This is a genomic window from Nitrococcus mobilis Nb-231 (assembly GCF_000153205.1).
Classification (GTDB): Bacteria; Pseudomonadota; Gammaproteobacteria; order Nitrococcales; family Nitrococcaceae; genus Nitrococcus; species Nitrococcus mobilis.
This window is the reverse complement of record NZ_CH672427.1, coordinates 1,279,816-1,304,066: the sequence shown is the minus strand read 5'-3', so window position 1 is coordinate 1,304,066 and position 24,251 is coordinate 1,279,816. Positions and strand designations below refer to the sequence as shown.

At 59.3% G+C, this 24,251-nt stretch carries 23 protein-coding genes; 9 read left to right on the top strand and 14 right to left on the bottom strand.

Translation table 11 applies throughout. The features are described from left to right. Positions 1-77: 77 nt before the first annotated feature. The 8 genes from NB231_RS05985 to NB231_RS05950 form a co-directional block, all read right to left on the bottom strand. Positions 78-416: a hypothetical protein gene (locus NB231_RS05985; protein ID WP_156776915.1), complete on the bottom strand. Its 339-nt coding sequence runs from the start codon at positions 414-416 to the stop codon at positions 78-80. A 407-nt stretch (positions 417-823) separates the two neighbouring features. Next, positions 824-1,939 carry a 3-dehydroquinate synthase gene (gene aroB / locus NB231_RS05980; RefSeq protein ID WP_005000569.1) on the bottom strand — a complete coding sequence of 372 codons (1,116 nt, stop codon included), beginning with the start codon at positions 1,937-1,939 and terminating at the stop codon, positions 824-826. After that, a complete protein-coding gene (gene aroK, locus NB231_RS05975; protein WP_005000568.1) occupies positions 1,932-2,456 on the bottom strand; it encodes a shikimate kinase AroK in 525 nt (174 codons plus the stop codon). The genes aroB and aroK overlap by 8 nt, the downstream gene beginning before the upstream one ends. Before the next feature lie 108 nt (positions 2,457-2,564). Beyond that, a complete protein-coding gene (gene pilQ / locus NB231_RS05970) occupies positions 2,565-4,682 on the bottom strand; it encodes a type IV pilus secretin PilQ (RefSeq protein WP_156776913.1) in 2,118 nt (705 codons plus the stop codon). Between the two features lie 49 nt (positions 4,683-4,731). Then, a complete protein-coding gene (locus tag NB231_RS05965) occupies positions 4,732-5,283 on the bottom strand; it encodes a pilus assembly protein PilP (protein ID WP_005000566.1) in 552 nt (183 codons plus the stop codon). Next, the gene (locus NB231_RS05960; protein WP_005000565.1) at positions 5,280-5,897 is read right to left on the bottom strand and encodes a type IV pilus inner membrane component PilO; all 618 of its coding nucleotides are present in this window, start codon (positions 5,895-5,897) and stop codon (positions 5,280-5,282) included. The genes NB231_RS05965 and NB231_RS05960 overlap by 4 nt, the downstream gene beginning before the upstream one ends. Then, complete coding sequence (locus tag NB231_RS05955; protein ID WP_005000564.1) at positions 5,897-6,472, bottom strand: PilN domain-containing protein; 576 nt, start codon at positions 6,470-6,472, stop codon at positions 5,897-5,899. Before NB231_RS05955 ends, NB231_RS05960 begins: the two co-directional genes overlap by 1 nt. A gap of 1 nt (position 6,473) precedes the next feature. Further along, entirely contained in the window at positions 6,474-7,583 is a 1,110-nt protein-coding gene (locus tag NB231_RS05950) for a pilus assembly protein PilM (RefSeq protein WP_005000563.1), read from the bottom strand. Between the two features lie 125 nt (positions 7,584-7,708). On the opposite strand from NB231_RS05950, the gene NB231_RS05945 reads away from it, so the two are divergent. Continuing rightward, entirely contained in the window at positions 7,709-10,168 is a 2,460-nt protein-coding gene (locus NB231_RS05945) for a penicillin-binding protein 1A (protein ID WP_005000562.1), read from the top strand. A gap of 17 nt (positions 10,169-10,185) precedes the next feature. Beyond that, positions 10,186-10,803, top strand: a complete 618-nt coding sequence (locus NB231_RS05940; RefSeq protein WP_005000561.1) for a hypothetical protein — start codon at positions 10,186-10,188, stop codon at positions 10,801-10,803. Positions 10,804-10,891: 88 nt separating this feature from the next. On the opposite strand, the gene NB231_RS05935 is transcribed toward NB231_RS05940, so the two are convergent. From NB231_RS05935 to NB231_RS20240, 3 genes are all read right to left on the bottom strand, one after another. Next, positions 10,892-12,193, bottom strand: coding sequence for a citrate synthase (locus tag NB231_RS05935; protein WP_005000560.1), 1,302 nt, complete (start codon positions 12,191-12,193; stop codon positions 10,892-10,894). 524 nt (positions 12,194-12,717) lie between these two features. Continuing rightward, the gene (locus NB231_RS05930) at positions 12,718-12,975 is read right to left on the bottom strand and encodes a type B 50S ribosomal protein L31 (RefSeq protein ID WP_005000559.1); all 258 of its coding nucleotides are present in this window, start codon (positions 12,973-12,975) and stop codon (positions 12,718-12,720) included. Positions 12,976-13,142: 167 nt separating this feature from the next. Further along, positions 13,143-13,496, bottom strand: a complete 354-nt coding sequence (locus NB231_RS20240) for a DUF3135 domain-containing protein (protein WP_084766246.1) — start codon at positions 13,494-13,496, stop codon at positions 13,143-13,145. Positions 13,497-13,964: 468 nt separating this feature from the next. Here NB231_RS20240 and NB231_RS05925 point away from each other — a divergent pair, with 468 nt between their 5' ends. Continuing rightward, complete coding sequence (locus NB231_RS05925; RefSeq protein ID WP_198007242.1) at positions 13,965-14,339, top strand: SirB2 family protein; 375 nt, start codon at positions 13,965-13,967, stop codon at positions 14,337-14,339. Positions 14,340-14,413: 74 nt separating this feature from the next. Here the strand turns inward: NB231_RS05925 and hemW are convergent, their stop codons facing one another. The 3 genes from hemW to rph all read right to left on the bottom strand — a co-directional run bounded on the left by hemW (position 14,414) and on the right by rph (position 17,171). Then, a complete protein-coding gene (gene hemW / locus NB231_RS05920; protein ID WP_040661931.1) occupies positions 14,414-15,580 on the bottom strand; it encodes a radical SAM family heme chaperone HemW in 1,167 nt (388 codons plus the stop codon). A 4-nt stretch (positions 15,581-15,584) separates the two neighbouring features. After that, complete coding sequence (gene rdgB, locus NB231_RS05915) at positions 15,585-16,181, bottom strand: RdgB/HAM1 family non-canonical purine NTP pyrophosphatase (RefSeq protein ID WP_005000555.1); 597 nt, start codon at positions 16,179-16,181, stop codon at positions 15,585-15,587. 273 nt (positions 16,182-16,454) lie between these two features. Next, the gene (rph, locus tag NB231_RS05910) at positions 16,455-17,171 is read right to left on the bottom strand and encodes a ribonuclease PH (RefSeq protein WP_005000554.1); all 717 of its coding nucleotides are present in this window, start codon (positions 17,169-17,171) and stop codon (positions 16,455-16,457) included. A gap of 155 nt (positions 17,172-17,326) precedes the next feature. On the opposite strand from rph, the gene NB231_RS05905 reads away from it, so the two are divergent. The 6 genes from NB231_RS05905 to recG all read left to right on the top strand — a co-directional run bounded on the left by NB231_RS05905 (position 17,327) and on the right by recG (position 24,246). Continuing rightward, positions 17,327-18,193, top strand: a complete 867-nt coding sequence (locus NB231_RS05905; RefSeq protein ID WP_005000553.1) for a YicC/YloC family endoribonuclease — start codon at positions 17,327-17,329, stop codon at positions 18,191-18,193. 210 nt (positions 18,194-18,403) lie between these two features. Continuing rightward, positions 18,404-19,030 (top strand): guanylate kinase, encoded by a 627-nt coding sequence (gene gmk, locus NB231_RS05900; protein ID WP_040661928.1) that lies wholly within the window; start codon positions 18,404-18,406, stop codon positions 19,028-19,030. 207 nt (positions 19,031-19,237) lie between these two features. After that, complete coding sequence (gene rpoZ / locus NB231_RS05895) at positions 19,238-19,495, top strand: DNA-directed RNA polymerase subunit omega (protein ID WP_005000551.1); 258 nt, start codon at positions 19,238-19,240, stop codon at positions 19,493-19,495. A 15-nt stretch (positions 19,496-19,510) separates the two neighbouring features. Further along, the gene (locus tag NB231_RS05890; protein ID WP_005000550.1) at positions 19,511-21,691 is read left to right on the top strand and encodes a RelA/SpoT family protein; all 2,181 of its coding nucleotides are present in this window, start codon (positions 19,511-19,513) and stop codon (positions 21,689-21,691) included. Positions 21,692-21,745: 54 nt separating this feature from the next. Further along, complete coding sequence (locus NB231_RS05885; protein ID WP_005000549.1) at positions 21,746-22,132, top strand: RidA family protein; 387 nt, start codon at positions 21,746-21,748, stop codon at positions 22,130-22,132. 20 nt (positions 22,133-22,152) lie between these two features. Further along, positions 22,153-24,246, top strand: coding sequence for an ATP-dependent DNA helicase RecG (recG, locus tag NB231_RS05880; protein WP_005000548.1), 2,094 nt, complete (start codon positions 22,153-22,155; stop codon positions 24,244-24,246). Positions 24,247-24,251: the final 5 nt, after the last annotated feature.

Sequence of the window (24,251 nt, the reverse complement as noted above, 5' to 3'; positions counted from 1 at the left end):
GAAAAATTCACAAAAAGGCGAGCTTCGTTTAACCCACTAATATAATGGGTGTTCCATAATAAACGCTTCGGAAGAAGTCAAACGAGGTCGCCCGTGTCGAATTCTACCCCAGAGTTGCTGCGTTTCCCTGCCATCGATGGACTCACCGTGCGCGGCGCCTTCGACGGCGGCGCGCTGGTGCTGCGCGGCGACGACATTTCGCTAACCCCGAGCTCATGGCGCTCGCCTTCGAGGAGGCGCACCCCGACTTCCTCCTCAGGCTCCCCGGCAACGTCGTGCTCGTGCGTCTGGCTGCCCTCCAACTCGCCACCACCCAGGCGCTGCATGCGCGCCGCTGCGCCAACGCCAAGTGCGCAGGCGACTCGCCGCCGCCTACGTGCTCCACTGCAGCCTCTGCCATGAGGGCTCGTCGACACTGAGCTCGCCCGCGCCCAGCCGGTCTGATCTGCGCAGCCTCGCTCCTAAGCACTCATCCGGCCGTCGCCGGAGAACCGCCTCTGCGCGCGGCGCGGAGAATCACGTCACTTTTGTGTGCTCGCGGCGCCTACGAGGCGTCATGGTCGCATATTTCATGCGTGGGGGACGCACTGGGCGATGCGTAGCGGGCGAATAACCGTGACTCGACCTCGCCTTGGCGTAAAATTGGCCACTCGCGCAAAACTTGTGAAACGATCAGGTTAAGAAGCGCTGCCGTATAACGTGCATCAAACAAGATTTAGGAGTGCGGCCGAACCACACCACGGCATGCCATATATTCAGACCATGGCCGTAGTTCTCTGCGCAGGCTCTCCCGCGTAAGCGGGGGAATTTGCTTATCTGCTTATTATCTGCCGGCTGCCGCCGTGAAATGTTCCAGTGTCGCGGTGAGTGCTTGATCGTCGAACGCCTCGGTGACCACAGCGCTGCCGATGCCTTCGAGCAAAACCAGGCGCAGCCGTCCGCCGGTTGCCTTTTTGTCGATGGCCATGAGCTTGCGCAGCGCGCCGGGAGACAGGGGCGGGGGCAAAACGGGCAGACCGGCCGCCTGAATCAGGGCTTCCGTGCGTTCGAAGGCCTTCGCGGTCATCCAGCCCATGCTCGCCGACAGGTGAGCGGCCATGCACATGCCGACGGCCACCGCCTCGCCGTGCAGCCATTCGCGGTAGCCGGTTGCCGTCTCGATGGCATGGCCAAAGGTGTGCCCCAGGTTGAGTAAAGCCCGCTGACCGGATTCGCGCTCATCGGCTGCGACCACATAAGCTTTGTTGCGGCAAGATTGCTCGATGATATACATCAAAGCCGCCGGATCACGCGCCAGCACCTGGGCCAGTTGGCGCTCCAGCCACTGAAAAAAAGCGTAGTCTTGGATCAGTCCATATTTGATGATCTCGGCGATACCGGCGCGGAATTCGCGTTCCGGTAACGTGCTCAACGTAGCCGTGTCCGCCAGTACGCAGCGCGGCTGGTGGAAGGCTCCGATCATGTTTTTGCCGCGCGGGTGGTTCACACCGGTTTTGCCGCCTACCGCCGAGTCCACCAGCGCCAGCAACGTCGTGGGTATTTGGATGAAATGCACACCACGCTGGTAGGTGGCGGCCACGAACCCTGTTATATCACCTACGACGCCGCCGCCGAGGCCCACCAGCGTGGCGGAGCGGTTGAAACCCTGATCGATCAGGGCATCGTAGATGCGCGTGGTCGTCTCCAGAGTTTTGTGCTGTTCACCATCGGGCAGGATGACTCGGCCGAGATCAAATCCAGCTAAGGCAGCGCAGACCCGCTCGAGGTAGAGCGGAGCCACGGTTTCATTGGTGACCACGAGTACCTGGGTGCCGGGTATGTGCCGGTGCAGCAGCTCGGCCTTCTCCAGCAGACCTTGGCCGATGTAGATGGGATAGGAGCGGTCCTTCAGGTCCACATGAACGGTGTGACCGGAATGGTTGGTCTGGCGATTAGGCACGCACGCGCTCTCCGAGTCGCTGGATGATCTCGTCGACGATTGCTGCAATGGTGCCATGATCCGTATCCACGGTGATATCGGCGAGCGTTTCGTAGAGCGGTGCCCGCTCGAGCATCACCTCCTGCAAGCGTGCTCGTGGGTCTTCGGTCTGCAGCAGCGGTCGGTTGCTGTGTCGGGTCCGAATGAGTTGGGTGTCGATGCTGGTACGCAGATAGACGGTAAGGCCCCGCTCACGCAAGTAGACGCGGTTGCGCTCGCGCAGCACCGCACCGCCCCCGGTCGCCAAGACAACGCCGTCGTGCCGAGTCAGATCTTGCAGTACGATTTCCTCACGCGCGCGGAAGCCCACCTCGCCTTCGACGTCGAAAATCCGCGCGATATCGACGCCGGTACGCTCTTCGAGAACCCGATCGGAGTCCAGGAAGCGTCGTCCCAGCCGCTGGGCCAAGACCTGGCCCACTGCGCTTTTGCCCGCGCCCATGGGGCCGATCAGGAAGACTCGTTCCTCGCTCGACATCCATCCTCCGCCACGACTAAACGATTTATTATAGCCATGGCGCGGCGCTTGCGCGCCACTCGGGTGCGCAAGGGCCGGCGGCAGCCGGGTATGTCGGTCGATCCGGCCCTATTGATAAAGCGCCATGTTCGCCTTGAGGATTTTAGGCGTGACGAAAATCAGCAGTTCTTTGTTGTTGTCGACGCGCACGGTGTTGCGGAACAGCCAGCCCAGCAGCGGCAGTTCCCCGAAGAAGGGCACTCGATTTATCGTTCGATTTTTGTTCCGCTCGTATACGCCGCCCAGCACGATGGTCTCGCCGTTGTCTACCAACACCTGCGTACCCAGGGACTGGGTATTGATCGCTGGTCCTGCGTTGGTTTGCTCGCCGCGACTGTCCTTGGTGACCTGTAGGTCGAGCAGGATTCGATCATCGGGGGTGATCTGGGGGGTGACGGTGAGCCCGAGTACCGCTTCCTTGAACTGGACACTGGTCGCGCCGCTGGAGGTGGCTTGTTGGAAGGGGATTTGCACGCCCTGCTTGATATAGGCCTCTTTTTGATTGGTCGTGATCACGCGCGGGGTGGAGATGAGATTCCCGCGGTTCTCATTTTCCATGGCGGAGAGCTCGAGTTGGAGCAGATAGCTGCCGATCTTGCCCACCGCGAGTCCGACCGACCCGGCCGCAGCGGTCACCGGTAGATCGACCAACAGCCCCTCGTTGCCGCTGCCGGCTGGCACCTCGAAGCCTGTTGACTGGCCAAAATTGACATTACCGGGCTGCGTGCCGCCGATGACCGCGCCGTGGTTGCTGGTGCCGAAGTTGCTCTGATTGCGGCTGTAGCCGAAGCGCACACCGAGTTCGTTGGTGAAATCATCGTTGGCGATCACCACCCGCGATTCGATCAACACTTGGCGTACCGGGATATCGAGTTTGCTTACCAGCCGCCGGATGTCATCCAGGTTCTGTTCGGTGTCGCGGGTAATAAGCGTGTTGGTGCGCTCATCGACGTTGACCGTGCCACGATCGGAGAGCAGGGAGCGGCCTTTTTGGCCGCCGCCCAGGATGAGCTGGGCGAGGTCTTGGGCCTTGGCGTAATTGACCTGGATAAATTCCGAATGCAAGGGGGCGAGCTGCTGGATTTGCTGCTTGGCTTGCAGCTCCAGCTTCTCGCGGGCGGCGATTTCCGCCGCCGGCGCCACGAGCATGACGTTGCCGGTCTGGCGTTGGCCGAGCCCCTTGGTCTTGAGGATGATATCCAACGCCTGGTCCCAGGGCACGTTCTGCAACCGCAGCGTAATGCTGCCTGTGACGCTGTCGCTAACCACTAGGTTGGTGCCGGTGAAATCCGCGAGCAATTGCAGCACCGAGCGTACGGCGATGTCCTGGAAGTTCAGTGACAAGCGGTCTCCGGTGTATTGGAATGCCTTTTTTTGTTGCTGCTTTTGTTCCGCTGTGGAGATCGGTTTGATCTCGATGGTGAATGTGTTGTCGGCTTGATAGGCGATCTGATCGTAAGTGCCGCTCGGCGTGATGATGATGCGCGAGGAGTCTCCGCGCTGAGTCGTGACGATGGTTTGCACTGGCGTGGCGAAATCGGTGACATCAAGGCGGCGCTGTAGCCGTTCCGGCACTTTCGTACGCATGAAACTGGCCACCACCTTCCCGCCTTCCTGGCGTACATCCACGGCGGTGGAGGGATCGGAGAAGTTAACCACGATTTTGCCCGCGCCACCGGCGCCGCGCTGAAAGCCGATCTTGGTGATCCGATTTTCGCTTGTGCTCGCCGCACGCGAGGAAGTGGGGGAGGGCGCCGCGCCCACCATGGCCGTGGGCTGCTGCAGCAGAATATGAAATTTGTTGCCATCCACCTGGGTCATGTAGGGGACCATCTGCGAGAGCGCGATGACTACACGCGTGCGGTTGCCGGCCTCGGCGGTGGTGACCGAGTTGATTGCGCCGATGCCGATGTCCACGCTGCGTTGCGCGAGGGCGCTGCGGGTACCCATGAAATCGAGAGCGATACGGGCCGGGTTGCTGGTTTTGAAGCTTTGTGGCTGCGCTACCGGCTGGTCGAGCGTCAGAGTGAGTTCGACTCGATTACCCGGTAAGGCCGAATAATCGAGCTGACGCAGAACATTTTCCGCCCCTTGTGCGGCTTGGGACGCGCCGATGAGCAACAGCAGCATGGGCAGCAGTGGCCAGGCGGCAGGCGAAGCGAGCGTTCTTATCGATATCATCCTCATGGTGCCCCCCAATCCTTGGTGCTTGTTCATTTTGTACGATCCCGAACTGTCAATCGTTCATTGCCAACGATCCCTCGTGCCGCAACCAACCCCCTTGTTGATCGGGGATAAGCTCGGTGAGCTCGATCGATCGAGGCGAGATGGCGACCACACGCCCGTAGCGCTGACCCATGTAATTGCCGTTTTGTACGCGATGAACCGTTCCGCCGGGATCGCGGATGAGCGCCCAGAGCTGATTGCCGCGCCGCAAGGTGCCTACGAATGCCAGTGAGTCCAGCGGGTACTCCTCCAGCGCCTCTCTAGGCCGCGTGGGATCCGGTCTTGGGCCGGATTGTGCGCGGCTCGCAGTTTGTTCCGGCTTGCCGAAAGCCAGTGGAGCAAATGGGTCGCGCGTTGCCGTATCCGGATAGTTGAAGGTGGCAAGCGGTTTCATTTCGGGCAGCGCGGCGATTGGCCTCCCAGGTCGTTGCTTTACCTCTTGGAGGTAGCTGCGCAGATCATGCATGTCTTGAGAGCAGCCCGCCAATAAGGCAATGATCGGTAACAAGAGGACTGCGCGTATGGCGGCGAGCCGGTTGCGGCGGTCTAGCAATGAGCTCATCGGTTAGCGCCCTCTGCCAGGTACCAGTAGGTTTTTGCGCTCAGCGCCATACGCAGCGGTGTGCCTTGGTTCTTATTCGGCCCGGTGCGGGCAGGGCCGTTTTGATTGATGCTGATGTTGTGCAGGGTGACGATCCGCGGCAGATTTGCTACAGCGCTGACGAAATGGGCGAATTCTTGATAGGTGCCACGAACTCGGATCGACACTGGGAGCTCGGCGTAGAATTCCTTGCGAATGGACTCGCGTGGTTTGAAAAGTTCGAACTCCAGGCCGCTTGCCAAGCCGGTTTGGGAAATGTCCACCAGCAACTTCGCCACCTCGGCTTGGCTGGGCAGTTGCCGCAGCATGGCCCCAAAAGAGGCCTCCATATCCGTGAGTTGCTTCTGGTATTTTTCCAGGTTGGCGGCGATGCGTTGTTTGCGCTCGAATTGCTTTTTCAGCTCGGTCTCGCGCGCGCGGGCCTGTTCGAGTTGTTCCCATTGATGTTGCCAGTCGAAGTACCACCCTACCGCGAGCACCAGTGAAAATACGATGACCAACGCCGCGAGCTTGACGGGCAGCGGCCAGCGCCCCGGTTGATTGAGATCGATCTCACGCAACTCAGCCAGGTCCATCAACTTCCCTCCTTTGCGGTTTTGCTCGCCGCTGGGCTGGTTTGCTGCACAGCTAATGTGAAGTTGCTGGTCCGAAACCCACTGCGGTCTTTTACTTCGATGACGTTCAAGTCGGGATCGGTCAACCAATGCGAACCGTCCAGGTTTTCCATGTAGTTGGAGACCCGGGCGTTGGATTCGGCCACCCCGGTTACGGTGACGTGGCTGCCTTGTTCTTTGATGCTGGTCAGGTAGAGGCCGTCGGGGAGGGTCGTTACGAACTGATGGAATAGGTGCACGATCTGGGGGCGCCCCTGCTGGAGCTTCTGAATCACCTCCATCCGGGCAATCAACCGCTTCTTGGTTGCTTCGAGCTTACGAATTTTGACGATTTTTTTGTCTAGCTGGGCGATCTCTGTTTTTAAGAATTGGTTGCGGTCGTGCTGGTAGTCGATACGGCCGTTGAGCTCGGTATGGGTAAGCAGCCATACGACGGCGCCGAGTAGCACCGATGCCGCTAGCATGCCGTAGAAGATGCGCTCGCGCTGCTTGCGCAGCTCTTCGCGCCAGGGCAATAGGTTGATGTGTATCGCCATCTCAGCCGTAACTCCTCAAGGCCAGCCCGCACGCGATCATCAGTGATGGCGCGTCTTCGGCAAGGCTCTGCGGCTGCACCCTGGAGGAGACGGCCATCCGGCCGAACGGATTTGCCACGGTGGTGGGGGCTGCGGTGTGCTCTTCGATCACCTCGGCGGCGCCGGCGATGGCGGCGCAACCACCGGCGAGCAGGATGTGGTCTATATTGTTATGTTGACTGGCGCCAAAGAAGAACTGCAGTGATCGGGCCGCCTGCTGAGCCATGGCTTCTTTGAACGGCTCTAGGACTTCGGTCTCGTAACTATCGGGTAGCCCGCCCCGGCATTTTTTGGTGTCGGCTTGTTCGTAGGATAGGCCGTAGCAGCGCATGATCTCTTCTGTGAGCTGGCGTCCCCCGAAGACTTGGTCGCGGGTGTAGACGATACGCTCGCCTTCGAACACGGTCAGCGAGGTCATGGTAGCGCCGATATCCACTACGGCTACCGTCTTAGGTTCGTCGCCGGGTAGATCAGGGGCGATGAGCCGGAACGCCTTTTCCAGGGCGTAGCTTTCGACGTCGACGATTTTCGTCTTCAGACCTGCCGCTTCGAGCGCGTCGACGCGAATGTCGACGTTTTCGCTGCGCGAGGCCACTAGCAGCACGTCCACCTCTTCCGGGTTGTGTGCCGATGTCCCGAGCACTTGGAAATCGAGGTTGACCTCTTCCAGCGGATAAGGGATGTTCTGATCGGCTTGCAGGTTGACCTGAGCCTCCATGTCTTCGTTGCTGAGATGGGCGGGTAGGGTCAGTGTCTTGCTGATAGCCGAGGAGCTGGAAACGGCAACGGCGCCCTCCTTGACTTTCGTCTGAGCGCGTTTGAGTGCGGTGCGCACGCTCTCCGATACGGCCTCCAAGTTGGCGATGTTCTTTTCCACTACGGCATTTTTCGGCAATGGCTCGATCGCATAGCTTTCTACTCGTAAGCGCTCCGTATTCAGCCGGCGCAACTCGATGAGTTTGACTGCCGTGGAGCTGATATCGATGCCGAGCAAAGGTGAGCTTTGCCTGCGAAAGAAAGGTGAGCCTTGCTTGCGAAAGAATGTGGTCAGCTGTTGCGTATTGAGTCTCATCCCGTACCTATCCATTGCACGCAATGCGCTCTAAGCCGATCGCGGTTGCATGGCGAATTCGCGATGTTTCTGGGTGAAATCGATGGGATGTTGCAGGTGTTATACTGGCGGTCGTTGGAGTTGATATGCTGCCGCTAACAATGAAACGCCTGTTGCGCATCTCGGCCTACCTCCTTGTCAGCCTGTCGTTATTGATCCTGCTGCTAGGCTGCTTCGCAGCCGGAGTCGGTTATCTCGCGCTCGCGCCGAGTTTGCCTTCGGTGAAAACGCTCAAGGACGTGGACTTCCAGGTGCCATTGCGGATATTCACCGCCGATGGCACGCTGATCGCCGCCTATGGTGCGAAAAAACGTCTCCCGCTACATTACGACGATCTGCCTGAAGACCTGATCAATGCCGTTATTGCCGCCGAGGACCAGCGTTTTTTCGAACACCCGGGAGTAGACTACCAAGGCATTCTCCGGGCGGTCTGGTACCTAGTTCGCACTGGTGAAAAAGGCCCGGGTGGCAGTACCATTACCATGCAAGTCGCCCGGAATTTTTTCCTCACCCGAGAGCGCTCCTTTATTCGGAAAGCCAAAGAGATCCTCCTGGCGCTGAGAATCGATCGCGATCTGAGCAAACAGGAAATCCTCGAGCTCTACCTGAATAAGATCTATCTGGGACACCACGCTTATGGCGTAGGTGCTGCCGCCGAGATTTATTACGGCAAATCGCCGTCGGACTTGACTCTGGCGCAGCTAGCGATGATCGCGGGTCTGCCCAAAGCGCCTTCGGCCTTCAATCCCATCACCGATGAGAATCGTGCCTTGATCCGGCGCAGTTATGTGCTCGGTCGGATGCGCGCTATGGGTTTCATCGACGCGGCCCGCTATCGGCAGGCCATGGCAGCTCCCATTACGGCCAAGTTGCACGGCGCCGATTATGAGGTGGAGGCCCACTATCTGGCGGAGATGGTGCGGGCGGTCGTAACCGAGCGGTTTGGGGAGGAGGCAGCTTATTCCAAGGGTTACCGCGTGTATACCACCGTGCAGAGTAAGCCCCAGCAAATAGCGTTGCGGGCACTGCGCAAAGCACTTTATCAATATAACGAACGGCATGGTTATCGAGGGCCGGTGGACCGCATCGCGCTTGGAAAAGCCTGGGTGCCGCCCAATTGGCGGGAGCTGCTTGCTGGCTATCCTGAGGTTGCCGATCTCCACAATGCCCTGGTGCTCGGGGTTGACAAGAGTGGCGTGAAACTCGTCAGCGAAGACCGGGCGGAGCCGTGGCGGCTATCTTGGGACGGAATTCGTTGGGCGGCCCGCGACCGCGGCGCCAACCAAAATGGGCACCTGGCTGTGACTACCGAGGTGCTCGAGCGCGGTGATATTATCCGCGTCCGGGTCACTGACGCGGGCCCGAGGTTGGCCGAAGTGCCTGAGGTACAGGGCGCGCTGCTTTCCATCGCACCCTCTGACGGGCGTATTATCGCGCTCGTGGGTGGTTATGATTTCGGGCTCAGTAAATTCAACCGCGTGACTCAAGCGCAACGCCAGCCGGGGTCGAGCTTCAAGCCTTTCATTTATTCGGCGGCTTTGCACGCCGGTTTCACGCCGGCCACGTTGATCAATGATGCGCCGGTTGTGTTCAAGGACTCGACGCTGGAGGATACCTGGCGCCCGCAGAATTATAGCGGCCGCTTCTTCGGTCCGACGCGTCTGCGCGAGGCGCTGGTTCATTCGCGCAATCTGGTCTCGATCCGGATTCTGCAGCAGGTCGGTATCGCACCAACAATTAAATACCTGCAACGCTTCGGTTTCACGCCCGAGGAGCTGCCGCGCAATCTGTCACTGGCGCTTGGCAGTGCCAATGTGACTGCATTGGAGCTCGCTCGAGGCTATGCCGTTTTCGCCAACGGCGGCTTTCGAATCCAACCTTATTTCATCCAACGGATCGTCGACGACAACGGGCAGGTTCTTTTCGAAGCCCATCCGGCCGTGGCTTGTTCGGACTGCATTGAGCCGCAAAGCCGCCCGACCGCCAACGCGGCACCGGGTGTGGCGTTGCCGATCGCGGCGGCTGCGGCACACGGCGCGCGGAAACACTCGGCGCCCCGGGTGATATCGGCGGAAAACGCTTATTTGTTGACCACGATGTTGCAGGATGTAATACGCCGAGGGACGGGTCGCAAGGCTTTGGCATTGGATCGCTCCGACCTCGCGGGCAAGACGGGGACCACCAACGATCAGCGCGATGCTTGGTTTTCGGGTTTCAATCCGACTCTGGTGACCACCGCATGGATCGGTTTCGATCGTCTGCGACCGCTTGGGTACAATGAGACGGGTGCCAAGGCAGCGCTTCCTATGTGGATGGCTTATATGGAAGGTGCCTTGCAAGGGGTTCCAGAACAGCCGCTGGTGCAACCGTCGGGTCTGGTAACGGTGCGCATCGATTCGAGGACGGGGTTGGTGACGACATCCGGTAACCCCGACGCTATGTTCGAGACCTTCCGGGCCGGCAGAATACCCGCGCGGGAATCTCAAACAATCGGCGGCGCGACCGGTGGGGATCGAACTCCACCGTCTACGCAATCGCTATTTTAGTCGACGAGGTCTGAATCATGCCACACCGCGGCAACGCACGCGACAACCGCATGCGCGAGCGCTTGATACAGGTCGCGGCTCGCCTGATGGCGGAAGAAGGGATCCGTGATTTTCATCTCGCCAAGCGCAAAGCAGCAGACCGAGTAGGTGCCCCGGATACCCGCAATTTGCCGCAGAATCGCGAAATCCAGGCGGCGTTGACCGACTACCAGCGCCTTTTTGGCGGTGCGGCCCAGGCCCGGCAGTTGCACCGCCTGAGGGGCGTAGCGCTGGAAGCCATGGAGTTTTTCGCGCGTTTCCGGCCCCGCTTAGTCGGCTCGGTGTTGGAGGGCACGGCGGATGCCTATTCCGATATTAATCTCCATGTCTTTGCCGACACGCCGGAGGAGATCGCCTTGTTTCTCATGGAGCAGCATGTTCCTTTTGAGGAAGATTGGCGCCGCCTTCGCTTCAGCGGCTCGGACGATTATGTGTTTCTGCCGGTCTACCGTTTCGTAGCCGACGACACGCGCATCGATCTCACCGTGTTCGATCGCCTGGGATTGCGGCAGCCCCCGCGTAGCTATACGGACGGCCAACCCATGCGGCGGGCGAATCGAGCCGCCGTACGCCAGCTATTGCAACAGGCGCGCTAAGCTATGCGCTCTGGCACCATGCCGAGGCATAATATCTTGTTTCGCCAGGTTTGCTGCAACGTATGGTGGCCGAACTATTCCTGGATGATCAGCCTGAGCGCCGGTGCAGTGGCACATAGTCGCGCTTGCTCGGCCCAGCATAGAGCTGGCGCGGACGACCGATGCGCTGCTCGGGGTCGGTAACCAGTTCCATCCACTGCGCGAGCCACCCTGGGGCTCGGCCGATTGCGAACATCACGGTGAAAAACTCGGTCGGGATACCCAGTGCACGGTAGATGATGCCCGAATAGAAATCGACATTGGGATAGAGCTTGCGTTCGACGAAATAATCATCCGCCAGGGCGATCTCCTCGAGCCTCATTGCCAACTCGAGTTGTGGATCATTGTAGATGCCCAGCTCGTCGAGCACCTCGTGGCAGGTTTTGCGGATGATGCTGGCGCGGGGGTCGTAGTGCTTGTAGACGCGATGTCCAAACCCCATCAACCGAAATGGATCATCCTTGTCCTTGGCCTTGTCGATATAACGGGGCACTTGTTTTACGTCGCCGATCTCCTCAAGCATATTCAAAACGGCCTCGTTGGCCCCGCCATGCGCCGGGCCCCAGAGCGCCGCACAACCGGCCGCGACGGCCGCGAACGGGTTCGTTCCCGTGCTGCCAGTGAGGCGGATGGTGGAAGTGCTGGCGTTTTGCTCGTGGTCGGCGTGTAGGATCAGCAGTTGGTCTAGGGCACGTTCTGCCACCGGGTTGATTTCGAACTCTTCGGAGGGTCGGGAGAAGAGCATGTTGAGGAGATTGCCGCAGTAGCTCAGACGGTTTTGCGGATAGACGAACGGCTCACCCAGCATGTGTTTGAAGGCCGCGGCGGAGATGGTCGGCATTTTGGCGAAGATTCGATAGGCGCAAAGCATCCGGTTGTGTGGGTCGTTGACATCGACGGTATCATGGTAAAAGGCCGATAGAGAGCCGACCACCCCCGTTAACATCGCCATCGGATGGGCGTTGTAGTGGAAGCCATTGAAGAAGTTCTTCAGGCTCTCGTTGACCATTGTGTGGTGAGTTATCGCGCGGTTGAATGTATCCAGCTCACGTTTGTTCGGCAATTCGCCATGCAGCAGCAGATAAGCCACCTCGAGAAAGGAGCTCTGTTCGGCCAACTGATCGATCGGATACCCTCGGTACCATAGCTCGCCCTGATCACCGCCGATGTATGTGATATCGCTGCGACAGCTGGCTGTGGAGGTAAATCCAGGATCGTAGGTGAAGTACCCCATTTCTTTGTAGAGGTTTTTGATATCGATTACAGCCGGTCCGTGCGTTGCCTCGCGTATGGGGAAGTCCACGCTCTTGCCTGTGGCATTGTCGGTGATCGTGACGGTTTTCTGGGACATTAATTTGCTCTCCTGCATAGACCTCGAGCGAAGCCTGGAGCCGAGTGCGTTTGCCGTTGCCGCTGGATTCGTGACGATCCGTATTGGGCTGCTATAGATTAGGTGGAGTCTCAAGAAAGATTAATTGTGCTTCGTTCGCCTACAGCCCTTCGACAAGTCCATCCCGAGAGTAGTCGAAGGGCCCGGCATGGACGGGATTATCCAGAGTTCCTATAGGGAAGAGGTGGCGGAAGATATGGGGCATTCCATTACACACAAGTCTGTTCCAGTCGACTCAGGTCGCGCTGGTGCCAGCCAAGTGATTGAAAACACTGATCCCATCTGCCCAGTCGGCGTTCAGCGGGTCAGTTCGTAACATATTGTTTCAATTTAATATTATGGACTTATGTATAAGGTGATGGATATAGGAATATCCTCGTCCCAGCGGCCCGAGTCGATGCAGCACGACATGCCGTTGCGGCGTAGACTGGGCCGGGGGCGGGTTCGGATCGAAGCAACAGCTTGCTCCGCAGGCGTTGCAACGGCTATTTATTCTTGCCTGCATTGCCGTAGCGCTTGCGGAACTGATCCACGCGGCCGCCACTACTGGCTACGCGTTGTTTACCGGTAAAAAACGGATGGCTCTTGCTGGATACTTCGACCTTACATAATGGGTATTCTTCGCCGTCCTTCCATTTGGTCGTTTCCTTCGTGCGCAGCGTGGAGCGAGTGAGGAACGCGAAGTCGGAAGAAAGATCCTGGAACACGACGGGGCGATATTCGGGGTGGATGTCCTTTTTCATAGAGCTGCCTCCTAATGCTCGTTGATGAGGCCACCATATGCAGCCACCAGCTGCAAGGCGCGTCATCATAGACTCGGCCGGCAATGGAAGGCAACCGCCGATCGAATAGGGTGGCTATGACGGCTCGGGTTCACTCTGAGTCGGTTCGTGGGGTCGATCAGCTGAGCCTATCTGATTGGTCGACGGAAGGGAAGAATTTTTGCCGAGTGCAGCGCTTGCTGGGTATCGCGCGCCGGGGGGTATGGCCTTGCAAGAATCTGCATGAGACCCGTTGGTCCGACGAAAGCATCCCACATCAGCTGTGAGAGCCTCTGACAGGCAAGCAAGGGTGTGCTCGAGCTCTGTCGGATGCGATCCACCCGCCATTGTAAGCAACGCAACCGCTGGCGTCGCCCGGCAGGTTGCGCCTTGATAAAGGAATCCAGCGTGGCACGTCGCCGTGCCTCGAAACCTTTCGGGTCTTGTCTAGCAAGACTCGACCACTCGTCGAAGTCAATGGTGAAGCATCGTTCGCTATCCATGGGCGGAAGCCCTCGTAAAGATCAATCTGCCAGACCGTACCATCAGTATAGGCGGCACTCGCTGGCCGGCACCACTCTCAGTAGTGCTGCTGGTAGGTGGTGAAGTGCACGGTGGAATGGTCGGCGCAATTCAGCCAACGCGCTCTTGCTCGGCTAATTCCGACAGGGCTTGAGAGGATCAAACCGAGTGATACGATCGAGACGAATCTCAAGCTGGCTCCCGTTTATGTCCTTGGCGATCAAATACTCTTCATGGCTGCGAGTTACTAAATTCCGAGGCCATAGCGCCGTGAGGTGGCATGCTCCATTGCTCTCTCGCCAGCCAATACGTAGCATCCTGCGCCGCAGGATGGCCAACTCCAGTTCAGCATATATTTTGCAGGCGACGGGGCGGTAGTCAGTCATAAGAAAGAGCTTAGATCAATCATCCGGTATGCGCATGGAACGTCAGGGAAGGAGGGAATGGTATTGTCCGCCTATATAGTCGCGAAATCGCTCCACGTTACCGTGGTTATTGCTACTTTCTTGTCTTTTACGGCGCGCGGAGTATGGATGCTGTACGACTCGCCCTTACTCAGCCGGCGGTGGGTGCGCGTGTTGCCCCATGCGATCGACGCCGTGGTGTTGGCGAGCGGCCTGTATTTGGCCGTTGCATTTTATGAGTTCCCGCTGACCTATCATCCCTGGATTATCGCCAAGCTGACCGGGTTGCTCGCCTACGTCGTGCTCGGTGCGATCGCCCTGAGGCGCGGTCGGACCAAACGGGTGCGTGTCGCCGCCTTCGTCGGCTCTTTGCTGTTGTTTGGCTACATTGTGTTCGTAGCGGTAACCAAGATGCCCTAGGTGTTTAGTCTTGGTCTTTGATGTGGATAACGGCCATTGATGCTGGGCAATGCGCTCGCCGTTGGCAGCTGCGGTCAGTCTGGCGGTAGGAAACAGCCAAGCAGATTGTTCAAAAACCGCATGCCCAGCGCAGTGGGTCGTACGCGATCATCCGCCGTTATATCGAGCCAACCGCGGTTGCGGGCGTCGTCGACTGCGGCCTCGAAGCAGACCCAGGGCAAACCGGTTCGCGCCGTACAAAGCTTGCGTGGCACTCCCTCCGGTAGCCGCAAGGCGTTCATCATGAACTCCAGGACCGCATCCTGCGCGCTGAGCTGATGTGACTTTGCCACGGCCTCTCCGGCGGTTGCCTCCCTTATATACGCCATCGGCCGTGCCAGCTTTTCATAGCGAGTGATCTTACCCTTGTCGAGGTCGGTCACTTTGCCGTGGGCTCCGGCACCGATGCCGAGGTAGTCACCGAAGCTCCAGTAATTGAGATTGTGCCGGCAGCGTCGGTCTCGGAGGGCATAGGCCGATACTTCGTAGTGCTGATAACCTGCGCCGGCGAGTCGTGTTTGGCAGTCGATCTGCATCGCATAGATTGCATCGTCTTCGGGGAGTGCGGGAGGCCGGGCCGCAAACGCCGTATTGGGCTCCAGCGTGAGTTGGTAGTGGGAGATATGTGGTGGTGCCAGCGCAATGGCTTGGGTGATGTCTGCGACAGCCGCCGGCCGGCCCTGGTTCGGCAATCCGTACATGAGATCGATATTGAAGTTGTCGAAGCCGGCCGCATGGGCGGTTTCGACCGCTGCGACAGCGGCTTGTGGGCCATGGATGCGCCCGAGACGGTGCAGGCTGTCCGCTTGGAAGCTTTGCACGCCAATGGACAGACGGTTTACGCCGGCGCTGCGAAAGTCTTCGAAGCGGGCCTGGTCCACACTCCCAGGGTTGGCCTCTAAGGTGATTTCGCAGTCGGCGGCAATCCGTAGATAACGCTGCAACCCCTCGAGCAGTCGTGCAAGGGCCGCCGGCGGGAACAAGCTGGGGGTTCCGCCGCCAAAGAATACGGAGCTGATCTCGCGCTCGTGGATGTGCTTGATCTCTCGGAGCACATCAGCGAGCAGCGCGTCCACGTAGGCTGTTGCCGGTAGCTCGCCGCGCAGGGCGTGTGAGTTGAAGTCGCAATACGGGCATTTGCGCACGCACCAAGGTAGATGGACGTAGAGTGCGAGGGGCGGAGAGGCGGTGAAGCGGAACACGGCTTCAGCCCTCGCGCTGGAGGGCCTCGAGCAACGCCTGCAGCGCTTGACCTCGATGGCTGATGCGATTTTTGGTTTGCGCTTCCAGCTCCGCTGCCGTGCACTCGAGTTCCGGCAGATAAAACAATGGATCGTAACCGAAACCGTTCGTCCCGCGCGGGTGTTCGATGATTTGCCCCTCCCAAGTGCCGCGGCAGATGAGTGGATCTGGGTCACGCGAGTGCCGTAGGTAGGCAATGATGCAGATAAAACGGGCTTTGCGCTCGCTTACCGGGGTGTCTATAAGTTCATCGAGCAGGCGCCGGTTATTGGCGGTATCGTCGGCGTCCTCACCGGCATAACGGGCCGAGTAGATACCTGGCTCGCCGGCTAGGGCCTCGACTTCAAGGCCGGAGTCGTCGGCGATCGCGGCGCGGCCGGTGTGCTCGCAGGCATGCCGCGCCTTGATAAGAGCGTTTTCGACGAAAGTTAACCCCGTCTCCACCACGCTGGGCACGCAGTAGAGGGGCTGTGGTACCAGCTCGATGCTCATGCCCCGTAGCAAGGCTTGCATCTCCAACGCCTTGCCGGGGTTGTTGCTGGCCAGGACGATCCGATGCACGCGTACTAGGGCCTGTTGACAATTACCCGCGCCGCCGCGCCGGCGGCCATTTTCTCGCAAGACAAGGCATCGCGAGCGCCGTGTAGCCTGCTACATAAGCGAGCGATAACGCAGGATTGCGGGAAAATGGCCCCGGCCCTTTGGGGGGCGCCCAAAATGCGGCCAGCCGACGTTGCTCGTCGTTCATTTGGAATAACCAAACTTCTCTCCTCGCGCCTTGGCTGGCCGCATTTTGGGCAGCCACGCGACGCCGCGGGTGATTATCAACAGGCCCTAGGCTTCCAGTGCTTGGCGTTGCGCTTCAATCAGGCTACGGGTTCCTTCTTCTGCCAGATCGATCATCTGGCCCAACTCTACACGCCGGAAGGCGTGGCCTTCGGCGGTGCCTTGGATTTCAATGAGCGCGCCTACTTCATTCATGACGATGTTCATGTCGGTCTCCGCCTCGGCATCCTCAGCATAGTCCAAATCGAGTACCACCTTGCCTCGATAGATTCCCACGGACACGGCCGCCACGTGGCCGAACAGGGGGGGACGCTTGAGCAAGCCTTTTTTGATAAGGCTTTGCAGAGCATCCGCCAAAGCAACGTAGCCCCCCGTAATGGCGGCAGTGCGGGTACCGCCGTCGGCTTGCAGGACGTCGCAATCGATGATGATCCGGCGCTCACCCAACGCCTGTAAATCGATCGCCGCACGCAGCGAACGGCCAATTAAGCGCTGGATTTCGACGGTTCGGCCTTGTTGGCGTCCCCGTACGGCCTCGCGGTCATTGCGGCTCTGGGTCGCGCGCGGGAGCATTGCGTACTCGGCCGTTATCCAGCCCCGGCCGCTATTGCGTAGCCAGGGCGGTACACGCTCTTCGACGGAGGCGTTACAGAGGATTTTAGTGTCGCCGAACTCCACCAAAGCAGAGCCTTCCGCATGCTTGGTGAAGCCACGAGTAATCCGCACGGCCCGCATTTCGTGGTTGTGGCGGCCACTGGGGCGCATGGCTTTCCTCGTCACGATTTCCAGTTTAGTGAAACAGCCTAGCATAGCAGTGGGCGTTGCGGGAGACTGACTGCGGCGTTTTCCTCACAGCGCCATTACGCGTAACATTTGGGCCTTGTCCCGCTATTGGGCCTTGTCCCGCAGGGAGAGAGACGATGATCCGCAGTATGACCGCGTTTGCACGGCGGGAGTGGCAGGGCGGCGAGGGCGAGCTCATCTGGGAGATACGCTCCGTTAATCACCGCTATCTGGATATCCGGTTGCACCTGCCCGAGGAACTGCGCTCGCTCGAGTCGGTGTTGCGTGAACGGCTGGGGAATCGTTTGGGCCGAGGCAAGATCGAGTGCACTTTGCGTTACCGCCCGAGCATTGATGCGGTTAATGCGCTCCAGATCAATTGGCCTTATGCCGAGCAAGTCATTGCAGGTTGTCTCTCGCTTGGCCAGTTGCTTCCGCAGGCGGCACCGATTTCACCACTCGAGTTGCTGCGTCTGCCTGGCATCCTGCAGGAGGGCGAGTCCGATCTGCAGCCGGTCGCCGAAGCCGCGCTCGAGTTGTTGGAGGTTGCTTTGGACGAATTGTTGGGCATGCGGGAGAGGGAGGGCGAGCGGCTTGCGGCAATGCTGCACGAGCGAGCGGAGCAGATACGCGAGGTGACGCGGGAAGTCCAGGGTAGGCGCCCCACGGTCGTGCGGGCGGCCCAGGAGCGGTTGTGCGCGCGCATCGAGGCTCTTAAGGCAAGTGCCGACCCCGCTCGTGTAGAGCAGGAGTTGGTATTAATCGCTCAGCGGTTGGACGTCGACGAAGAATTAGAACGACTGCTCAGCCACATCGAGGAGGTGGAACAGGTGCTGCGACAGAATGAACCTAAGGGCAGACGATTGGATTTCCTGATGCAAGAACTCAATCGGGAAGCCAATACGCTGGCGTCGAAGTCATCGGATACCGCGACTACTCGCGCGGCGGTGACGATGAAAGTGCTCATCGATCAGATGCGCGAACAAGTGCAGAATATAGAATAGTTCGTTCCAGCACCGCCGGCTCGAAAGACGAAACGGCGACCGTCTGTGTGGTATTTTGCCCGTTTTGATTCACACGCTGTGTGGTGGACAGGGGAGCCGCGGTAACGGGACTTGTTTCGGCACGGGGCCCGAGGGGCGTCGCTTTGCCCGAATTCGATGGGCGCAAGCGAACGGCGGATGCCAAAAAACACCTGGTCTCAGACAGAAGGCATGACTGGAACATTATACATTGTGTCCGCCCCGTCTGGTGGAGGCAAGACCAGCCTGTTGCGCGCTCTGAGCCAGAGCGAGCCAGGGATGGTGGTTTCGATCTCGCATACCACGCGCCGGCGCCGCCCGGGAGAGCGCGATGGGGTGGATTACCATTTCGTGGAGGATGTGGTCTTCAAACGAATGGCTGCGTCCGGTGAATTTCTAGAGTATGCGCGTGTATTCGATCACTATTACGCGACGGCGCGTGCGGCGGTTGAACAAGCGCTTGGCCGCGGCCAAGACGTCCTGCTCGATATCGATTGGCAGGGTGCACGGCAAGTTCGTGCTGCCATGCCCGAGGCGGTTTCTGTCTTCATACTACCGCCTTCGCGCGCGGAGTTGGAACATCGGTTGCGCACTCGTGCCCAAGACAGCGATGCTGTGATCGCGGGGCGGATGCAAGCCGCCGTCGAGGAGATGGCCCACTATATTGAATACGATTACCTCGTGATAAACGATCACTTCGAGCAGGCACTGGCGGACTTGTGCGCGATCGTTCATGCGCGGCGCCTGCAACGCACGGTGCAGGCGCCGCGTTGGGCTGGGGTGGTGAGCGAGTTGCTGCGTCGAGATGATCTCCGGTAGGGGCGATGGCCCCAGCTTGTGATCCCTACGAGACTATAAAGATTGTGCAATCGCCGCGTGGCCCTCCAGGGTTTCGGCGTGGGCAATCGCGTCGTGCGCATGGCGCGGATCGCAAATCGGCGGCCAGCTTACTTTCATCGGCGCTTGGCTTGTGACTAGAATACATTAGGTATATTAACGTTCGGAATCTCGGGAGGATGCGAGCGCATGGCGCGAGTAACAGTAGAGGACTGTTTGGAGCATGTCGGCAATCGCTTCGAGCTTGTCTTGGTGGCCACTCGGCGTGCCCGTCAGATAGCGCGAGGGGCTCAGCCGTATGTGGATTGGGAGAACGATAAGCCCACCGTTGTGGCTTTGCGCGAGATCGCCGAGCGTTATGTTACAGCAGAGATCTTGCGGGCAGACGAACTGCCCAAGCCGGAGTTCGATTTGAGGGGGGACGCCGTGGAGGCTCGTCCGGAGTAGGATAGGTAGTCGATCATGGCTCACGGCGATGCGGTAGTCTACGAACAGCGCACCGGGTCCGAGCTCCCGACGCAAGCGGTTGATCTGTGTACTTTGTTGGCAAGTTATATGGACTCCAGCGAAGTGCGACGCGTCGTTGAGGCCTACCAGTTCGCGGCCTTGGCGCATAAAGATCAGCGCCGTCTCACGGGTGAGCCTTACATCATGCACCCATTGGCGGTGGCAAAGATTCTGGCCGAGATGCGCCTTGAGGTGGAGAGCATCGTGGCGGCCCTCCTGCATGATGTCATCGAAGATACGCCCACGGCCAAAGTCGAGATTGCTACCCGCTTTGGTGATCAGGTGGCCGAACTGGTCGATGGGGTGAGCAAGCTGACTCAAATCGACTTCGGCAGTAAAGCGGAGGCGCAGGCCGAGAACTTCCGTAAGATGTTTTTGGCCATGGCGCAGGATATCCGGGTGATCCTGATCAAGTTGGCGGATCGCCTGCATAATATGCGCACCATCTGGGTAATGTCGGCGCACAAGCGCTGGCGAATCGCGCGCGAGACGCTGGAAATCTATGCCCCCATCGCCCAACGCTTGGGTATCAATACGTTACGAGTGGAGCTTGAAGATCTAGGCTTCGCCGCACTCTACCCCATGCGTTACCGGGTGCTGAAAGAGAAGCTGTGGCGTCAACGAGGATCTCGTTCCGAGATCGTCGGGAAAATCGGACACACGTTGGAGGGGCGCCTGGCCGAGGCCGGCATCCCGGGCCGTGTGGTCGGGCGGGAGAAGCATCTTTGGGGTATTTATCAGAAGATGCGTGCTAAGCACGGCAATTTCCATAACATTTTCGACGTCTATGGTTTTCGCGTCACAGTCGATTCCGTAAGCACTTGCTATCAAGTGCTGGGTATGCTGCACGGCCTATATAAGCCATTGCCTGGGCGCATCAAGGACTATATAGCGATACCCAAAGCGAATGGTTATCAGTCTTTGCATACCACGTTGCTGGGTCCGCGCCGTATCCATCTCGAAGTTCAAATCCGCACAGTCGAAATGGACAAGGTGGCCGAGGCGGGGATTGCCGCTCATTGGCTCTACAAGGGTAATACCGGAGCCAGCAACGCGGCCCATGCGCGGGCGCGGGAGTGGCTGCGCGGACTGCTGGAGATGCAACGCAACGCCGGGAATTCACTGGAATTCATTGAAAACGTCAAGATCGATTTGCTGCCCGATGAAGTCTATGTGTTTACTCCCAGTGGCGAGATCATGGAGTTGCCACGTGGCGCCACGGTGGTGGATTTCGCCTATACGGTACACTCCCATATCGGCGACAGCTGCATTGCGGCGATGATCGATCACCGATTGACGCCATTGCGTACCTTGCTGGAGACGGGGCAAACCGTGGAGATCATCACGGCACCGGCGGCTCGGCCGAATCCGGCGTGGCTGGACTTCGTCGTGACCGCCAAGGCTCGGACGGCCATTCGTCACAGCCTCAAACGTCTCAAGGGCGAGGAGGCCATCAATCTGGGGCGTCGTTTGGTGGGGCAGGCGTTAGATGCCTTGACCATGAAGCTCGAAGAGCTGCCCGAAGCCTGGATCAAAGAGGCGGTGGAGGCGTTTGGTACGGAAAGCCTCGACGGTTTATTGGAGCAAGTTGGGCTGGGTCAGCGCATGCCATGGCTGGTCGCGCAGCGGCTTTCCAGAGTCAGTGTCGAAGCGATCGAGGCGCTTGGTGCGGAAAAACGTGGCCGTGCCACCGCACCGCTTGCGGTCCGCGCGACCGAGGGCGCAGTTATTACCTTCGCGCGGTGTTGTCGGCCCATTCCCGGCGATTCAATCGTCGGTTTTGCTAGCTCCGGGCGCGGCGTGGTGGTGCATCAGCAGAGCTGCCACAATATCCGCGAATATCGCAATCATCCGGAGAAATGGCTCGACGTCCAATGGGACAAAGAGGTCGCAGGTGAGTTTCAGGTCGCTGTCGCCGTCGATGTGGTCAATCGCTGTGGTGTACTCGCCGATGTGGCCGCTACGGTTTCCGATCTTGATTCCAACATTAAAGCGGTGGATATCGATGAAAAGGATGGGGTAATTGCCACTATCCGGCTCGTGCTCATGGTGCGTAATCGGCTGCATTTAGCTCGACTCATGCGCCGGTTGCGCGTGCTCAACACCGTGCTGCGGATTACCCGTCGTAGGGGTTAAAGCGATTCGATTTGCGAGCGCCGATAGTTGCCATGGGTTGATTGAGGAGCCATCATGCGTCGCGAGATTATTCATACCGACAATGCACCGCGCGCCATTGGCCCGTACTCGCAGGCGGTGCGCGTGGGCGAGACGGTTTACCTGTCGGGCCAGATTCCCCTGGATCCCGTGACCATGGAACTGGTGGCGGGCGACATTGCGATCCAGACCCGGCGCGTTTTCGATAACCTTCGCGCCGTTTGTCAGGGAGCCGGCGGCGATCTTGCCGATATCGTCAAACTCACCATCTACCTCACAGACTTGAGTCATTTCGCCCGCGTCAATGAAATCATGAGCGAGTATTTTCAGGAACCTTACCCGGCTCGGGCGGCCCTCGGGGTCGCCGCCCTACCGAAAGCGGCGACCATAGAGATGGAGGCCATAGTGAGCCTCTCTGGTTAAACCACCGGATCAGGACACGCATGAGCACCGCGGCGGGTGCGCTCGACGCTTCGTTCACTGGCTGGGAGGATCTAGACCCGCGTCGAGCCGCACGGTTGGCGCGGCTGGGCATCCGTGGGGTCGATGATCTGTTATTCCATCTGCCGTTGCGCTATGAGGATTGGTCCAGGATCCTTCCTCTAGGTCGTGCCCGTCCAGGGCAGAGCGCGTTGGTTGCAGGCGTTGTAGAACTCGCTGAGGTGGTGGGGGGGCGTCGCCGGCGGCTACTGTGCCGGATTAGCGATGGCACAGGCCGCCTGACTCTGCAATTCTTTCATTTCTATCCGAACCAGCGGAAGAGGCTCCAAGCAGGGGTGCGGTTGCTATGCTACGGCGAAGTGCGCTCAGGGCCACTGGGCCTGCAGATGACCCATCCGCAATGGCGAGTGTTCGCCCCAGGCCGACCTATCTCCGGCGAAAAAGAACTCACGCCAGTATACCCCTCAACCGAGGGCCTAGATCAGGCTTCCTTACGTCGTCTGACACGCCGCGCACTTGAGGAGGCGATGGCTGGGCGTGCGGGGGTTGAATTGTTGCCGCGACGGTTGCGGGAAGAGCTTGGGCTACCCAAGCTGATAGAGGCTCTGCGCCTCCTGCATGCGCCGCCGTCTACCGCCTCGGCGACTGATCTTATAGCGCGGCGGCACCCCGCGGTGCGCCGGCTTATCCTTGAAGAGCTACTGGCACATCGTTTGAGCCTGCTGCGATTGCGCGACCACCGGCAACTCGCCAAGTCGGCGCCGAAGCTCCAGGGAACAGGCGCGCTCTTAGAGGCTTGGCTTGCTCGTTTGCCGTTTCGGCTTACTTCGGCCCAGCGTCGCGTGATGCGGGAGGTGGCTAAGGATATGGGGCAGGCTCGCCCCATGTTGCGGTTGGTGCAAGGGGATGTCGGTTGCGGCAAAACGGTGATTGCTGCCTTGGCGGCGTTGACTACTGTAGAAGCCGGCTGGCAAGTGGCGTTTATGGCACCAACGGAGCTGCTGGCGGAGCAACATTATCGTACCTTTCAGCGTTGGTTGGCCCCACTCGGAGTTGAAACAGCCTGGTTGACCGGGCGGTTGGCGGCCAGTAGCCGTCGTGAGCACATCAAACGCCTGGCAAACGGCGAGATACGCGTGGTCATGGGTACACATGCGCTGTTCCAAGATCAGGTGGTCTTCCACCGCCTGGGTTTGGCCATTGTCGATGAGCAACACCGCTTTGGCGTACATCAGCGGCTCGCCTTGAAGAACAAAAGCGGTGTGGAGGAGATTCAGCCGCACCAGCTCATAATGACGGCGACCCCCATTCCACGCACTTTGGCTATGACGGCTTATGCTGATCTCGACGTCTCGGTGATCGATGAGCTGCCCCCGGGCCGTAAGCCCATAATTACGGTTGCCATCTCCGATGCCAGGCGGGGGCAGGTGATCGAGCGTATTCGGCATGCCTGCGCCGAGGGGCGGCAGGCTTATTGGGTATGCACGCGGGTGGAGGAATCCGAGGCATGCCAAGCGGAAGCGGCGGAGGCGACCGCGCAGCGATTGCGCGAGAGTCTACCGGAGCTGCGTGTGGGCCTCGTGCATGGCCGGATGAAAGGTGTGGAGAAAGAGGCGGTAATGGCGGGTTTCGAGGCTGGAGAGCTACAACTGCTGGTCGCGACCACGGTAATCGAAGTCGGTGTCGATGTGCCTAACGCCAGTCTTATGATCATCGAGAACGCCGAGCGTTTTGGCCTCGCGCAACTGCATCAGTTGCGCGGCCGCATAGGGCGCGGGGCAACTGCGAGCAGCTGCGTACTCATGTACCATGGCCCGCTGAGCCAGACCGCGCAAGCCCGTCTTGCGATCCTGCGTTACACTCAGGATGGGTTCCGGATCGCGCAACGCGATTTGGAACTGCGCGGCCCTGGAGAGTTGCTCGGTACCCGTCAGACCGGCGAACTGCACTATCGGATAGCGGATTTGCGGCGCGATACCGATCTTTTGCCGGATGTGCGGCGCTGGGCAGCCATACTGCTTCGGGGCTGTCCGGATCAGGTTGATGCACTGATTACACGATGGGTCGGCGAAGGTGAACGCTACGCTCGAGTGTGAGACCG